The sequence below is a fragment of the Pseudarthrobacter sp. W1I19 genome, from assembly GCF_030817835.1.
Lineage (GTDB): Bacteria > Actinomycetota > Actinomycetes > Actinomycetales > Micrococcaceae > Arthrobacter.
This window is the reverse complement of record NZ_JAUSZR010000001.1, coordinates 3,841,539-3,856,425: the sequence shown is the minus strand read 5'-3', so window position 1 is coordinate 3,856,425 and position 14,887 is coordinate 3,841,539. Positions and strand designations below refer to the sequence as shown.

At 66.1% G+C, this 14,887-nt stretch carries 15 protein-coding genes, 1 tRNA gene and 1 other RNA gene; 6 read left to right on the top strand and 11 right to left on the bottom strand.

Annotated elements, in window-relative coordinates:
* Positions 1–16: 16 nt before the first annotated feature.
* From QF038_RS17725 to QF038_RS17710, 4 genes are read right to left on the bottom strand one after another with little or no spacing between them, the layout of a single operon-like run.
* Positions 17–364, bottom strand: coding sequence for a serine protease inhibitor (locus QF038_RS17725; RefSeq protein ID WP_307611799.1), 348 nt, complete (start codon positions 362–364; stop codon positions 17–19).
* On the bottom strand, positions 361–1,293 hold the full coding sequence (locus QF038_RS17720; RefSeq protein WP_307611797.1) for a 3-methyladenine DNA glycosylase: 933 nt from the start codon (positions 1,291–1,293) through the stop codon (positions 361–363). Before QF038_RS17720 ends, QF038_RS17725 begins: the two co-directional genes overlap by 4 nt.
* Positions 1,271–1,888, bottom strand: a complete 618-nt coding sequence (locus QF038_RS17715) for an SSI family serine proteinase inhibitor (protein WP_307611795.1) — start codon at positions 1,886–1,888, stop codon at positions 1,271–1,273. The genes QF038_RS17720 and QF038_RS17715 overlap by 23 nt, the downstream gene beginning before the upstream one ends.
* Positions 1,889–1,922: 34 nt before the next feature.
* On the bottom strand, positions 1,923–2,447 hold the full coding sequence (locus tag QF038_RS17710) for a MarR family winged helix-turn-helix transcriptional regulator (RefSeq protein ID WP_307611793.1): 525 nt from the start codon (positions 2,445–2,447) through the stop codon (positions 1,923–1,925).
* A gap of 74 nt (positions 2,448–2,521) precedes the next feature.
* On the opposite strand from QF038_RS17710, the gene QF038_RS17705 reads away from it, so the two are divergent.
* Both QF038_RS17705 and QF038_RS17700 read left to right on the top strand, forming a co-directional pair.
* Entirely contained in the window at positions 2,522–2,764 is a 243-nt protein-coding gene (locus QF038_RS17705; protein WP_307611791.1) for a hypothetical protein, read from the top strand.
* Positions 2,765–2,935: 171 nt separating this feature from the next.
* Entirely contained in the window at positions 2,936–3,151 is a 216-nt protein-coding gene (locus QF038_RS17700; protein ID WP_307611789.1) for a hypothetical protein, read from the top strand.
* Positions 3,152–3,267: 116 nt separating this feature from the next.
* On the opposite strand, the gene QF038_RS17695 is transcribed toward QF038_RS17700, so the two are convergent.
* On the bottom strand, positions 3,268–4,626 hold the full coding sequence (locus QF038_RS17695; protein WP_307611787.1) for an aspartate kinase: 1,359 nt from the start codon (positions 4,624–4,626) through the stop codon (positions 3,268–3,270).
* A gap of 245 nt (positions 4,627–4,871) precedes the next feature.
* Between QF038_RS17695 and QF038_RS17690 the strand changes: the two genes are divergently transcribed.
* The 3 genes from QF038_RS17690 to QF038_RS17680 all read left to right on the top strand — a co-directional run bounded on the left by QF038_RS17690 (position 4,872) and on the right by QF038_RS17680 (position 8,151).
* Positions 4,872–5,837, top strand: coding sequence for an ABC transporter ATP-binding protein (locus QF038_RS17690; RefSeq protein ID WP_307611785.1), 966 nt, complete (start codon positions 4,872–4,874; stop codon positions 5,835–5,837).
* The gene (locus QF038_RS17685; protein ID WP_307611783.1) at positions 5,834–6,979 is read left to right on the top strand and encodes an ABC transporter permease; all 1,146 of its coding nucleotides are present in this window, start codon (positions 5,834–5,836) and stop codon (positions 6,977–6,979) included. Before QF038_RS17690 ends, QF038_RS17685 begins: the two co-directional genes overlap by 4 nt.
* A gap of 95 nt (positions 6,980–7,074) precedes the next feature.
* On the top strand, positions 7,075–8,151 hold the full coding sequence (locus QF038_RS17680; RefSeq protein WP_307611781.1) for a hypothetical protein: 1,077 nt from the start codon (positions 7,075–7,077) through the stop codon (positions 8,149–8,151).
* Here the strand turns inward: QF038_RS17680 and QF038_RS17675 are convergent.
* The 5 genes from QF038_RS17675 to QF038_RS17655 form a co-directional block, all read right to left on the bottom strand.
* Positions 8,143–8,739, bottom strand: coding sequence for a GNAT family N-acetyltransferase (locus QF038_RS17675; RefSeq protein ID WP_307611779.1), 597 nt, complete (start codon positions 8,737–8,739; stop codon positions 8,143–8,145). The two genes, QF038_RS17680 and QF038_RS17675, sit on opposite strands and share 9 nt — an antisense overlap.
* A 14-nt stretch (positions 8,740–8,753) precedes the next feature.
* Positions 8,754–9,353: a recombination mediator RecR gene (gene recR, locus QF038_RS17670; RefSeq protein ID WP_307611777.1), complete on the bottom strand. Its 600-nt coding sequence runs from the start codon at positions 9,351–9,353 to the stop codon at positions 8,754–8,756.
* A 36-nt stretch (positions 9,354–9,389) separates the two neighbouring features.
* Positions 9,390–12,902: a DNA polymerase III subunit gamma and tau gene (locus QF038_RS17665; protein WP_307611775.1), complete on the bottom strand. Its 3,513-nt coding sequence runs from the start codon at positions 12,900–12,902 to the stop codon at positions 9,390–9,392.
* 51 nt (positions 12,903–12,953) lie between these two features.
* Positions 12,954–13,050: signal recognition particle sRNA small type (gene ffs, locus QF038_RS17660), an RNA gene on the bottom strand.
* An 18-nt stretch (positions 13,051–13,068) separates the two neighbouring features.
* Complete coding sequence (locus QF038_RS17655; RefSeq protein ID WP_307611773.1) at positions 13,069–13,419, bottom strand: hypothetical protein; 351 nt, start codon at positions 13,417–13,419, stop codon at positions 13,069–13,071.
* 326 nt (positions 13,420–13,745) lie between these two features.
* Here QF038_RS17655 and QF038_RS17650 point away from each other — a divergent pair.
* Positions 13,746–13,830 (top strand) — tRNA-Ser (locus tag QF038_RS17650).
* 56 nt (positions 13,831–13,886) lie between these two features.
* Here the strand turns inward: QF038_RS17650 and QF038_RS17645 are convergent.
* On the bottom strand, positions 13,887–14,816 hold the full coding sequence (locus tag QF038_RS17645; RefSeq protein ID WP_307611771.1) for an oxygenase MpaB family protein: 930 nt from the start codon (positions 14,814–14,816) through the stop codon (positions 13,887–13,889).
* Positions 14,817–14,887 lie beyond the last annotated feature (71 nt).

Sequence of the window (14,887 nt, the reverse complement as noted above, 5' to 3'; positions counted from 1 at the left end):
TTTTCTCCTGCGAAACCTAGGTGTTGCCCCATGCGCCGCCGGCGCTGCCCAGCAGCGGCGCCATGGCCCTCCACCTGGCGATTTCGCAGCCGTCGGTCCTGGTGAAAACCGACTCTACAACCCGGCCGTGGAACGTCCCGGTGACCTTGGCAACCTGGGGCCCGCCGTACTGCTGGGTGCACAGTCTGGGCGGCCCGGGTTTCGGGAAGAAGATGTCTTCACCGTGCGTCCGGACTGCGGTCAATGCAGCTTCGGGGTCCGGCAGGGTGCTCTCAGCGGAAGGGCCGTCATCGTCGGCCACCAGCCGGAAGAGGTGTTCGGCAGCGCCAGGGTCCTCCCGCAGCCTGATGGTCAGGTCGATCATGCAGGACCGTTCCCCTCGAGTGCGGCAAGTTCAAGGGCAAGCTTTTCGCGGAGTCCGGCTGCCTCGGCCGCGAAACCGCGCTGGTGTTCCACGTAGGCGGCCTTGCCCTGCGGGGTTTCGATGGGAATGGCCGGGTAACCCCATTCGGCGAGGTCGTAGGGAGAAGCCTGCATGTCCATGATCCGGATGCGCCAGGACAGTTCAAAGCAGTCCATCACCAGTTCGCTGGGCAGGGCCGGCAGCAGCTTGTAGGCCCATTTGTACAGGTCCATGTTCGCGTGCAGGCATCCCGGTTGCTCCAGGTGCCGCTGGGACTCGCGGCTGGGTGCCAGTTCATTGAGCGGGATGGCGTCCGGAGTGTAGAAACGGAAGGCATCGAAGTGGGTGCAGCGGATCCGGTTGTCCTCCACCACCTTGTCCGTCCCCGCTGAACCGAGGCGCAGCTGCAGGTACTCGTGCCGGAGATCGAACCGGTCCTGGTGGTAGACCATGGCCCATTCGTGCAGGCCGAAGCAGCCAAACTGGGCAGGCCGCGCAGCCGTGCCCCGCAGGATGATGCCGGCGAAGGCGACGGCATCCTTGCGGTCGGCAAGGAAGCCGGGCCGGTCCAAGGTGACAGCGGTACTTCCCGTGGGCAGCCCCAGGGAGGCGAGCTCGCCGTCGTCGAGCGTCCGGTAGTGTTTCCAGTCGCGCCTCGCGGCCGCTTCCCTGCCAGCAAGGACGACGCCGGCACCCGGGTGCCAGCGCCGGAGCTGGCCTGGTTTCTGGGTGTAGTAGGTGAAAAGGAAGTCCTCCACCGGGTGCTTTTGTCCGGCGGAGCGCCGGGCAAGGTAGGGGTCCGCATAGCGGCTGACGCGCTGCTGGTGGGCTTCCTCCCTCTCCCGCCATTCGTCCGCCGCGAGGACCCTAAGCTGCTCCACCGCTGGCACCGATGACGTCCTTTGCCGCGTTCCAGGCGCTGATCTCGCAGCCGTTGGTGCGTTTGAAGGCGTCATCAACAGGGACGCCGTCCACCACTCCCGTAACCGTGGCTTCCTGCGGACCGCCATACTGCTCCGTGCACGCCTGGTCGGTCCGGAGCGCCGGGGAGGCCAGCAGCGCAGCGTTTTCTTTCAGGGCGGAGCAGGCGGCCGCAGCGGCGGGGTGTTTGCTTTCGGCGTCGGCCATGCCGTTGACGCAGACCAGCGTGTAGTGGACCTCCGGCTCGCCGGCTGACGGCTTATACGTAATGGCCAGTTCAGCATTGCCCTGTCCCGGACCTGCCGACGGCCCTGCGGGTGGCTCGGGGGAGGGCGCCGGGACGGTGGATTCGGCGTCGGGGGCGGTGCTGCCGGAGGGGGCAGCGGAACCCGGCGATGTTGATGAAGAAACGGGGCCGGCGGGTCCTCCCGAGGCACCGCCGGACGGCGTGCCGCCGCCCTGCCCGGAGGAACAGCCGGGCACCAGCAGGAGGGCGGCCAGCAGCACTGATGATGGCACCGTACCTGAAAGCACATGGTGCCCGCGCCGGGGCCTGTCCGTCATGCTGACATTCTACCGCCGCGGCTCCATCGCCTGGCTAAGCGTGCCGGCCGTTGGAGGTAGCTGCGATGAGGCTCATCATGGACGCGTGCAGTTCGCCCACCTGGTCCCGGGTCAGGCCCAGACGCTCCATCATGGTTCCCGGGACATTGAGCGCCTCCTGCCGCAGCGCCGCACCCGCCGGGGTCAGGTCAACGGCGAGGGCGCGCTCGTTGCCGTCCACCCGCCGTCGGGAAATCAGGCCCGACGCCTCGAGGCGACGCAGCAGGGGCGAGATGGTGGCCGGTTCCTGCGCGAGGGCATCACTGATGTTCCGTACGGTACGGGGGCTGGATTCCCAGAGGCACAGCATCACCAGGTACTGCGGGTGGGTGAGGTTCATCCTCTCCAGTACTGGCTTGTAGGCTCCCACTACGCTGCGGGCCGCCACCGTCAGCGCGAAGCACAGCTGGTGCTCGAGCAGCAGGTCATCGTCCTGGGCGGTGCCAGTACCGGCAGTGGTGGCGCCGGACGGGGTGGAAGTGCTGGCAGCGGTGGCGGTGCCGGTTGCAGGATTCATCATGCCTCCAATTGTTAGTGCACTAATTATTAGCGTACACTGTTACAGGTAGATGGGTTACTGGAAGGAGTCGGTTCATGGGTAAGGCAAGCTTCGGAAGCAAGGGAAACGCTTCCCAGCGCTTCATGCGGGCAACGGGCAAGCTGCGGGCCGTTTTCGGACCTGCGAGCCGCACGTCCCTGATCCACGACATGACTGAGGAAAACCGCCGGCTCCTGGCCCAGCGCGAGGCTGAAACCCAACAGTGGGAGACCCTCACGCGCCCCGACGGCAGCACCTATGTGGTGCCCAGGAACCCTGACGACAAATCGCTTCGCTAACCCTGCCGCCGGCGCTGTGCCGGTTCCGCATGTGTCCCAGCAGCCCCTGTCTGGATTTGCCGGGCTCCTGATCCTTTTCAAGGTGCCGGGCGTAAAATAAGGGCACTGGCTCCGCCAGGATTCTCTTCGGAATGGCTCTTTCCCAGTCACACGGGAAGGGGGTGGAAAACAGTGGTACATGTACTGAACGGGTTCATGAACGCGACCGAGCGGCTTCGGTTCGTCTTTGGACCGGCCACCAGGCTGGACTCCAGTCTGCCGGTGGTGCACAAACATGACGAGTTCGAGCAGGCCTCGGAAGAGGAATTGACGCACTTTGTGGTGGAAACCGATTCGTCCGGCCACCACTACGCTGTACGCCGCGAGGACCTCGAGAAGGAGGCCTGACCCGGGCAGCGCTGCTGCGGTCAGACCCAAAAAAATGCACTGGTGACGGACTGAGTCCGTCACCAGTGCATTTTTACTGAAAGTCGGTTTTGCAAGTCCCGCGGTGCGGCGAGCGGCTAGCGGCCTGTCCCGCCGTACACGGTGGCTTCGCTCTCGCTGTCCAGCTCAAAGGCCCGGTGGATGACCCGTACGGCCTCGTCCAGCAGGTCAGCGTGCGTAACAACCGAGATGCGGATCTCCGAGGTGGAGATCATGTTGATGTTGATGCCGGCGTCCGAGAGTGCCTTGAAGAACGTGGCGGACACGCCCGGGTGCGAGCGCATCCCGGCGCCGATCAGGGACAGCTTGCCGATCTGCTCGTTGTACTCGATGGTTTCAAAACCGATCTGGTCCTGTGCTGCGTGCAGGGCTGCCAGTGCGTCGGCGCCTTCCACGATGGGCAGCGTGAACGAAATGTCCGTCCGGCCAGTGCCGTGAGTCGACACGTTCTGCACGATCATGTCGATGTTCGAGTGGGCATCGGCAATGACCTGGAAGATGGCGGCAGCCTTGCCGGGAATGTCCGGCACACCAACAACGGTGACCTTGGCTTCGGAACGGTCGTGCGCGACGCCGGAGATGATTGGCTGCTCCAAGGCAACTCCCTCTTGAGTGGTGATCTTGTCTTCGGCGCTGGGGATGACCCAGGTGCCTTCGTGCTGGCTGAATGACGAACGGACGTGCAGCGGCACGCCGAACCTGCGCGCATACTCCACGCAGCGAAGGTGCAGGATCTTGGCTCCCGATGCCGCAAGTTCCAGCATTTCCTCGCTGGAGATTGTGTCGATCTTCTGGGCCGAGGGGACCACCCGCGGATCGGCCGTGTAGATACCGTCCACGTCCGTATAGATTTCGCAGACGTCGGCCTCAAGGGCCGCTGCCAGCGCCACGGCAGTGGTGTCGGAACCGCCGCGGCCCAAAGTGGTGATTTCGTTCGTGGCGCGGCTCATGCCCTGGAAGCCCGCCACGATGGCGATGTTTCCCTTGTCGAGCGCGGTGCGGATGCGGTGGGGGTCGACGTCGATGATCCGGGCCTTGCCGTGGATGCCATCGGTGATCATGCCGGCCTGGGAGCCGGTGAAGGACTGGGCGGAGGCGCCCAGCTTGTTAATGGCCATGGCAAGCAGCGCCATGGAGATGCGCTCGCCGGCGGACAGCAGCATGTCCATTTCGCGGGCGGGCGCCGAGTCCGTCACCTGGGCGGCCAGGTCCAGGAGTTCGTCAGTGGTATCGCCCATGGCCGACACCACCACAACCACTTCATTGCCGGCAGACTGGGCGTCCACTACGCGCTTGGCCACCCGTTTGATGCCATCGGCATCCGCCACCGACGATCCGCCAAACTTCTGCACGATCAGCTGTTTGGTTACTGCGCCGCCGTCGGGCAGCTCCTGTGCCTGCGTTGCGTTGTGCACTTCTGTAGTGGGCGTACTCATGCGCGAACCTTCACTGGATCAAATTGGAGCCGGCCCAAGCAGCGGTAATGCTGTGTTGGCCCTGACCCGGGGGAATTTACGCCATTGTTGGCGCGACTTCTTGGACCCAGTTTATCGCCGCCCGCGGCCAGGGGTTGAATTGTGACCGAATCCTGGGCGTTAGGAAGCGTGCCGGCACCGTCCGCGGGCGTACGCTCAAAAGTGTCAGCATGCATCAAAAACTGTGGGGGACAGGTGCGTAATACATGCCAATGATTTCTGAGTTACCGGACGGCACGGCAGGGCGGGAGCCCGACGGCGGCATCACGGCACATGCCGTCAGCCGCAGCTTCGGCACGGTACACGCCGTCGAACACATGGACTTCCATGCCCCGGCAGGCAAGGTGACCGCTCTTATCGGGCCAAACGGGGCCGGCAAGACCACGCTGCTGCTGATGCTGGCGTCATTGCTGGCGCCCGACGAAGGCAGCATCAGTGTGGGCGGCCTCGATCCGCGCCGGGATCGCGCGAAAGTACGCAGCCGGGTTGGCTGGATGCCGGACACCCTGGGTGTGTGGGAGTCGCTGACCGCCCGCGAAATCCTCACCCAGATGGCCCGCTTCTACCGGCTTCCCGCCCAGGGCATCGCACTGCGGGTCCCGGAGCTGCTGGAACGCGTCCGGCTGGATGACCTTGCAGACCAGCCGGCGCGGGTGCTGTCCCGCGGGCAGCAGCAGAGGCTCAGCCTGGCGCGGGCGCTGATCCATGATCCGTCCGTCCTTCTGCTCGACGAGCCGGCGTCCGGCCTGGATCCCGGCTCCCGCGTGGAGCTTCGGCTGATGCTGCGGCAACTGGCGGCAGAGGGTAAGGCGGTGGTGGTTTCCTCCCACGTTCTGAGCGAGCTGGACGAAATTGCCGACGGCGCCGTGTTCGTTAACAAGGGCCGTACCGTGAGGCAGCAAACCACTGAGCAAGCCGCCGCCGCCGGGAGGCGGTACGCCGTCACCGCCTCAGACATGGAGGGGCTCGCTGGCAAACTCACCGGGCTGGGGCTGGCCTTCCGGCGCGAGGATGGACGCCGTCCGGCTCTCAGCCTGATGCTGGGCGGCGACAACGACGCCGAGCGGCTGCTGCGTGACCTGGTGCTTGCCGGCGTCGGGGTAACTTCCTTTGCCCCCGCAACAGGTGCCCTTGAAGAGACCTACATGAGCCTCGAAGGGGAGCTGCGATGAGCCACGCAACAAAGGACCGGCAGGACACCGGTGGCAGGACAAGAGGTGGCTACCTGCCCGGCATTCGGGATGTGGTGGTGCTTGAGCTCAAGCAGCGGCTGCGGTCCCGCGGCTGGTACATCATGCTGGCCATCTGGTTTGTCCTGACCGGCCTGGTGACCTGGCTGACCTGGGCCAGCTGGAATGCCACCCAGGAGGCGCAGCGCGGATACCCCGGCTACGTGGCCCCGCCCGACGCCGGTCCGGGATCCATGATCTTCGAGGTGGTCCTGGCCTTCGTCCTGCTCTTTGCGCTGCTGGTTGCCCCGGCGCTGTCCGCCAACGCCGTTAACGGCGACCGCGCCGGCGGCACGCTGGCCATCCTCCAGGTAACGCTGCTGCGGCCCGGCCAGATCCTGTGGGGCAAATTCGTGGCGGCGTGGGCGGCGGCCCTGGCCTTCCTGGTGGCCAGCACGCCTTTCCTTGCGATTGGGGTGGCGCTGGGCGGCATGACTCCCGGCCACGTACTGGTGGCGCTGCTCATGCTGGCTGTTGAGGTGGGGGTTGTCTGCGCCATCGGTGTTGGCATCTCCGCGCTCGCGGGACGGCCGCTGTTCTCGATCGTGGTCACGTACCTCGCCGTGGCCGGCCTTGCCGTGGGCACCCTGATCGCCTTTGGGTTGGGAACAGGGCTTACGCAGGGCACCATTATGGCCAACCAGGCCCAATATCGGGCGTACGAGCCGCTGTCCCGCGAGGAAGGCCAACAGGGGCCCATTGAACCGGAGTACACGTGCTCCGGACCGCTGCAGGAGCAGAGGGCAATGCGGACCGAACGGGTGGCCTGGTTGATAGCTATGAACCCTTACGTGGTGGTGGCCGATGCGATCCCGTACAAGGACCGTTCGCAGGAGCGCAACTACTCGTCAGTGGGGGCAATAGAGACCATCAGCCAGGGTGCCCGGTATGCCATGGCCGGTCCGGAGGGCACCTACCCGTGTGCGAACGGCGAGGTCAAGCCGCGGTATCTGGCGCAGTCCACCCCGCTGTGGCCTTTGGGGCTGGGCCTGCAGCTGTTGGTGGCCGCGCTCCTGATGTGGCTGGGTTGGCGTGCACTTCGCACGCCCGCCCACAAGCTGGCGCGGGGAAGCCGCATAGCCTAGCCGCTCCTGTGGACAGGCCTGGCACCGTGGACCACGATGGGATTACCCCGTGACCACCGGGGCTGGGCCTGTAGCGGGATACGGGGGCTTTAACTGTGGCTGGTGACGAACGGCAGGACGAGGGCCGCGGCATCGAAGACCCTGTTTACGAGGTTATTGGCGCAGGCGGGACAATCCCTGCGGCCGCTGACGACGATGATGGCCTGCCGCCAAGCCCGGGCGCCTCCCGCGTGGTCCTGCGCCAGGCCTTGAGCGACGTGGCCCGGATTGTCCGCTCCGGACGCTTCTGGTGGCAGTCAGCCACTGTTTTCCTCGCGTCCCTGGCCGCTGGGCTCCTGACGGTGATGGTGGCGACCGGAGGCGACGTTCCGCCCGATGCGCCCGGAGGCGTCTACGTTCTGGCCGCGGTGATCCTGGTTGCGGTTTCCAGCGTGCTGGCGATCAGGTGGGCACGCCATCCGGGCAGGAGGGACGAGGGCGACGAGCGTCCGGCGGACGGGCCGTTCCTTGCCTGGACCGTGGCGTGTGGCCGCGGTGCGGCTTTTGCCGTGCTGGTTGCACTGTTCCTGCTTTGTGTTGCCTACGCAACGAAGTCATCCCCTGCCGTAGCCCTCACAGCTGCCGTTCTGACCCTGCTGGAGGTCCTGGTTTTTAGTGCGATCGGGGCGGGAACGTTGTGGTGGTTCGGCAAGAACACTGGACGGGCCGTGGCGTGGAGTGCGGCTTTCCTGCTCCTGCTCGGAAATGTCCTTGCCGTTGCAGCACTTCTTCCCGCAGTGCGAACCTCGGAGCGGGTCCTTGTTGCTGTGAACATCGAGCGTGACGGCTCGGGGCGACTGGTGTCGTGGCAATGCTTGCCCGAGCTGCGGGGTTTCACGGAGGTTTATCACACCGAGAGGATCGCCTGGATAGCTGCGAGCAATCCGCTGATCCTGTTCAGCTTGCTGGCGGGGGAATCCGGTTCACAGGATGACACGCTGGCATGGTTTCCCGGAGCGATGCAGGACGCCGCTGATGCTTCGCAGGTTCCCTGCGTGGATGGCCGGGAGCGCGATGGCGCACCGGACGGAGTGCCCCTGGCAGCCGTCGGCATCGGCGTGCAACTGGCTGTGGGCGGGGTCTTCCTTGGCGGGGGTTATGCGGCGACCAGGCGCCGGTCCGCCTCAGGGTGATGAATCCGGACTTTCCAGCCGAAACATCAGCAAGGGAAGGCCTTTGCCGGCGCTTTCCTGGTATTCGGGGGGAACTGCGTCGGGCTGGAACCCGAGACTTCGGAGAAGCTGGATGGACGGCCTGTTCGGTTCATAGACTGTGGCTGCGATGATCTTTATCCGGCGCTGCGCGAAGAGCCAAGTCACCAGGGCGGCCGCAGCCTCACGTCCGTAGCCGTGGTGCTGGTAGTCGGGATGCAGGACGTAAGCCAACGCGGCGTGCCCGGCAGGATGCCTTCCGGGGGCCAGCATGCCCGGACCGGAGACGGCAGTGCTGTTCCAGGTGCGCGCATCCCCGATCACCTCTCCCGACTGCCGCAGGGTGATGGCCCAGCAGTAGTTGAACCAGGCGCCGGCCGATGCCTCGGCAAGGACCAGGAGCTCTTTGAGCCTTTCCCGGTTGGCCTCGACGGAGAGCGGCTCGTGGGAGAGGTACCGGGTGGCGGCGGGATTGCTGCGGTAACTGTGGATGGCGGCCTCGTCCGAGCCCTCGACCAGCCGCAGGACGAGCCGCTCGGTGACGAGCGGCTCGATCTCATCCGGGGGCATTCGCCGGCCTGGCCTCAGGTGAGGGCGTTTCGGCGGCCCTCGAAGGCGCGCCCCAGCGTGACCTCGTCCGCGTATTCAAGATCGCCGCCTACGGGCAGTCCAGACGCGAGCCTGGTCACCGCGATCCCGATGGTTTTCAGCATCCTGGCCAGGTAGGTGGCCGTCGCCTCACCCTCGAGGTTGGGATCGGTGGCGATGATGACTTCCTGGATGGCGCCGTCGTTCAGCCGGGTGAGGAGCTCGCGGATCCGCAGCTGCTCCGGACCGATGCCGGCAATCGGATTTATGGCACCGCCCAGTACGTGGTACCTGCCCCGGAACGAGCGCGTACGCTCCACGGCGAGTACGTCCTTGGATTCCTCCACCACGCAGATTATTGCGGGGTCCCGCCGGGGGTCCCGGCAGATGTTGCAGAGCTCCTGCTCGGTGACGTTGCCGCAAACCGTGCAGAACTTGACCCTTTCCTTCACGGTGGTGATGGCTTCCACCAGCCGCTTCATGTCCTGCGGGTCCGCTTCAAGGATGTGGAACGCCAGCCGCTGTGCGGATTTGGGTCCCACGCCGGGAAGGCGTCCGAGCTCGTCAATCAGCTCTTGGACAGCACCTTCGTACACGTTTTCCTCTTTAGCTAGGAGCGGATAGTGGTTGGATCAGTAGCGGGGCGGCACGGGGCTGCCGTCGAGGGAGCGTTCTTCGATCAGCTTCCCGCCAAGGATACGTTCCACCGCAGCACGGCCGAAGACGCCGGATGCCTCAATAGTCTCATCGTCCGGGCTCGGGATGTCCTGGACAAAAGTGGCCGCGGCCGGGACGGCCCGGGCAGGGGCTTTTGCCCGGCCTGCCTCTGCCTCAGGGCTGTTGGACAAACGCTGGTAAAGGCTCTGCCGCGTGCCGGCGGGGGCCGGGGCCGCCTGAGCAGGGGCAGGCGGGGCAGGCGACGCCACGGGAGCAGCCGGTGCCGGTGCGGCAGCGGGGGCTGGCCGCGCTGTAGCAGCTGGCGCTGCCACGGGAGCGGCTGACGCCATGGCGAACTCTCGAGCCCGTTCCGGCGCTGATCCGAAGGATCCGCTGCCCTGGCCGGCCTCTTCACTCGTGGAAGAGGCAGTTGTTGCCAGGCCCCACTCGGCATCCACCGCGGAGGTCGTACTGGTGACCGGTATGGACGGGGGAACTTGCGCAGCGGCTGGTTCGTAGTGGTGGGGCGGGGTGGAGGCAGGAGTTTCCGTTTCCGGGATGCCGGCAGCTGCCGGTCTGCCAATGTTGCTTTCCTCGCCGACCACCCAGACACCTGGTGCCTGTTCCACCGCGCGGGTCCAGGGATCGTGCGGTGCATCCCTGGCGGCGGGCTGTGCAGCTACGGTTCCACCGCGTGCCTGGGCTCCGCTAATTGCCTGGGGTTCGGGCTTGGTGATGCCCGGATTTCCAACGGCAGAGGCGCCAGTGGGGCGGGCAGTTCCGGAGTCTCCGGCGCTGTGCTGCCCGGTGCCGCCAGCCCCGGCTGGGAGTGGCGGCGGGTGTGCCGAGGGGCTCCAGTCCAAGGGAGGCTCTTCATCCAGCGGGGGAGCGTCTTCGTCCCGGGGCGGACCCCAGTCATCGTCAGAGTATGAGTAGTCACCGGCTGTGCTGTAGTCGGCCTGGGCCTCAGGAGCAGGGGCCGATGGATTGTGAGCCGAGGGGTTCGCAGGGGGCGCCCCGGCCGGCTGGGCCGGTGACGCCTGGGGGGAAGCGCCTGCGGACGGTCCGGCAGCCGGTTGGGCCTGGGAAGGGCGGTTAGCTGCTGGGGTCCGGGCTGGGAGTTCACCCGCAACGGGCGAGGACTGGCCGCTTTCCCTCTGGGGGAGATTTCCTTCAGGCCGTCCTGGCGCGGGAGCGTTAGTGCGGGCGGCGGAGGTGCCACCTTCGGGCGCAGTGGTCCCTGGAGGGGGTCCCTGGCTTGTACCCGCTCGGCTTGTACCCGTTGCAGCGGGCGGTGTTGCTGGTGCTTCCGCCGCCGGAGACGCCGTTGCGGGCGCCAGTCCCCAGGCAACATCGGCTGACGTTGCCGGGGCAGGCCGGCTAGCGGGTGCTTTTGGGTTTGGTTCAGAGCTCGCCCGGCCGCCGCCGGAGACTGCCGTGATCTGGCAGTCGATGCCCACGGTCTTGTGAATCGCCTGCCGCAGGTTTTCCGAATGGTCTGCCCGGCCAAAGGCGCCCGCGAGTCCGGACGTGCTGAACGAAAGAGTGAGGGTTTGCCCGTCGAAGGCGCTGACTTGGGCGTTCGGCTCAACGAGTGCCCAGGTGCTGCGCTTGATCTTCGCCAACGTCTGCAGGACGTCCGGCCAGGCACGGCGCAGTACTTCCACATCACCCATGGCGGCCGCGGGACCCCCGGACGTGGAGGCAGCGGGAGCGGGGGCAACGGGAGCAGTGGCGGAGGGCTCGGGCCGAGTGTCCGGTGTGTTCCGGGAGCCCGGAGCCGCAGCTTGCGTGGTGGCGGTTGCAGGTGCCGCGCTGGGTTGGGAGGCTGCAGGAGTTGCGGTGCCCGCAACTGCGCTGTGGGGTTCCGCGCTGGCGGCTGCCCCTGTGTCAGGCCGCGCGCCAGGGGCGGCGGGACGAGTGCCGGCGGGTGGTTCGACCGGCCAATCACTGGTGCTCACGCGCGGCGCAGTCAGGGGCGGGCGGGTTCCAGCGCCGGTTGGAGCAACACCGGCAGCAGGCGTGGCGTCCGGAACCGGTGCCTGCAGAGGAGGCTGTCGCCGGGGAGAAGTTGCAGCAGCCGGTTCGGCAATGGCAGCCGGGATGCCCGCCGGTCCGGTTTGTGCCGGGTCCGGTACGGCCGCCGCTGGGCTCGCGGATACCACTCGTGCCGTCTCCGGCCGCGCGGCGCCTGGGACAGATTCGGGGCCAGGTGCGGCCCCCGCAACAGGTGCGGCCGTCCCAACAGGTGCGGCGTCGCCCGCGGGTGCAGGCGGGTGCGGCGAGGAGACGGCGGCGGGAGCACCGACGTCGTTTCCGGCGTAATTAAGCCGGCGTTCCACGCGGTCAATCCGCGCCGCCATGCCGCGCTCGTTCTGCTCGGAACTGGGCAGCAGGATCCGGGCGCACAGAAGCTCCAGGTGCAGCCGGGGCGAGGTGGCGCCGGTCATTTCGGTCAGGGCCGTGTTGGTGACGTCTGCGGCGCGGGACAACTCGGCGGCGCCAAGGTTGTGGGCCTGGTTCTTCAGGCGCGCGATCTGGTCGGCAGGCATGCCGCGCAGGATGGTCTGCGCGCTTTCAGGCATGGCCTGGACGATGATGAGGTCGCGGAAGCGTTCCAGCAGGTCCTCGACAAACCGGCGGGGATCATGGCCGGTCTGGATGACCCTGTCCACGGCGCGGAAAACGGTGGCTGCGTCTGAGGCGGCAACAGCTTCCACCACGTCATCCAGCAGCGAGGCATGGGTGTAGCCAAGGAGCGCAACGGCCAACTCGTAGTCCAGGCCGTTGGGCCCGGCGCCAGCCATCAGCTGGTCCAGGACGGAAAGGGAATCACGGACGGAACCGCCGCCGGCACGGACCACCAGCGACAGGACTCCGGGCGCCACCGGGACGTTCTCCTGGTTGCACAGCAGTTCCAGGTAAGCCATGAGGGGCTCGGGCGGCACCAGCCGGAAGGGATAGTGGTGTGTCCGGGAGCGGATGGTGCCGATGACCTTGTCCGGTTCCGTGGTGGCGAAGATGAACTTGATGTGTTCCGGCGGCTCTTCGACGATCTTCAGCAGCGCGTTGAAGCCTGCGGACGTGACCATGTGCGCTTCGTCGATGATGAAGATCTTGTAGCGGTCCCGCACGGGAGCGTATGTGGCCCGTTCGCGCAGGTCCCGGGCGTCGTCCACACCGCCATGGCTGGCGGCGTCGATCTCGATCACGTCCAGTGATCCGGACCCGCCGCGGGCAAGCTCAATGCAGCTGGGGCAGGTGCCGCAAGGGGTGTCCGTGGGGCCCTTGGCGCAGTTCAGGCAGCGCGCCAGGATGCGCGCCGAAGTGGTTTTTCCGCAGCCCCTGGGGCCGGAAAACAGGTAAGCATGGTTGACGCGGTTTTTCCGCAAAGCCGTCATCAGCGGCTCGGTGACATGCTCCTGCCCGATAACGTCAGCGAACGAATCTGGACGGTATCTGCGGTACAGGGCGGTAGTAACTGTCACAGAGAAAACCCTACCAATCCGGGCTGACAGTCTGCCGCCCTGTGGGGGAATAGTAAAGACCCCCCATGCACCCGCCAGAGCCCATTTACCCTTGCTACCTTCCGGTCCTGGGGGAGTTCAACAGGATGACGCCACATGAGGGGCCGCCAGTTACTTTACCCGAAGTTCAGGCACGACTCGAATCGGCCCCCGGGGAGGGCCAGCCCGCAACCTTCCAACTCATCAAGGCAGGTTCCTCGTACGGGTGCGCGGCCCGCAACGCTGCGACCACGGCTTCAAGCAGCGGCCGTTCCACCATGCATTCAACCCGGTCCTCTGCCACTTCTTCCGGCATGCCCACCCGCCCCTGGTAGGGATTGGCGCCGTCCTGTGGAGTGAAGCGGCCTGTTCCCCGGGAGGTGAAGGAGCAGTGCGAGTAGTTTCCGATCCGGCCCGCTCCCGCATCGCCAATTGCCTTCAGGACCCGCTGTGTATGCGTGGCTGGAACATAAAACACCAGGGCGTGCAGTTCGCTCATGCCTCCATGGTTCCCCATCAATCCCTGCAAAGGCTCGGCAATTCATTGCTTATCCGCGCGTCAGCCACGATCATGGGTATGTACACCGATTGGGGCAATCTCAAGATTGTGAGCTGCGAGGCCTGGCTGAACGGAGCCGGACCTGGCAGCTCAACGGGGTTCCGTTGGAATGGGCGCGTTGGGGGCGTCCATTTCTGGGTTAAGGCCCTGGCAGCCACCTCCCGGGGAGCATCCGGGAAGCCGCCCAAACCCGGCGCGGGAGCGCCAATTGGGCGATGCGGAAAAGTTCAGGTAGTCTAGTACCTGCTTTTGATTCAGAAGCAGTTGGAGAATTCGCCTAGCGGCCTATGGCGCACGCCTGGAACGCGTGTTGGGTTAACGCCCTCGGGGGTTCAAATCCCCCATTCTCCGCCGGTTGGAACCCGGTCCCGCGTTGGCGGGACCGGGTTCTTTCGCTTTTCCCGCGCCTATCCGGCCGTCTGAGCCTTCTCCGTGTAGCCCAGCCGGCGAAGCCGTTCCCTGGCTGCAAGTTCGCTGGGTCCAGGCCGGCCAAGGGCAAGCCGGACGACGCCGAGCACCACCTTGGTGGCCAACCTCACCGGCAATGGGAAAGGGCCCAGCCGTGGCACGGACAGGCCGAGCATCTGGCGGTATCGGGGCTCGAGGCTGTAGACCGCTCCGGCAAACAGGATGCGGTATCCGGGCCGAAGCATGGGATTCAGCGGGGCGTTCCGGATAAATTCCACCGTCTCGGCCACCCTGTGGTCCACGCGCAGCTCGCCGTTCCGGTACCACCGGTCCAGTTGCGCGCGCATGTCCGCTTCGCTCAGCGGCGGATCCTCAACGCCCATCAGCCTCCCGGCCTGCGCCCATTCGCGGACGTAGGCATCCGGGCCGCCGGGGATGGGACCGCCCCATAATTTGTGGGCCGTGAGGAACGCATCCGTGAAGGCAATGTGGATCCAAGCTGCCAGCTCAGGATCGTTCGCACTATAGGAGCGCTCCGCCCCCTGGTTGTCCACGAACCTGCCATGCACCTGCTCGTGAAGGTGCTGCACGCGGCGTGACGCTTCCTCCGCGGCACTCTTGGACCCGTACGTCACGGTGAAGATCCAGCGGATGGTCGCTGCCAGGCGGGCGAGGGGATCCTCACGGAAGTTGGAGTGCTCGTGCACACCTGCGAGGGCGCCCGGGTGGAGGGATTGCATCAGCAGGGTTCTGATTCCGGCGACGATGGGGGACATGGAACCGTGCACTGCCCACACTGCCGAGCCCGGGAGGTGGTACCCGGGATCATCGCCCTCGGCGAGTCTCGATACCCAGTCCGGGACCGCATCGGCCCGGCCGGTAAACGTCTTCTTGAGTTCGTCCTGCCATTTCCGGAGGAAGCTGCGCATATCCAATTGTTGCCCATGGGAAGACCGAGGGGGCCAGGGGAGGCATGAACCGCAAGGTTTGATCAATTATC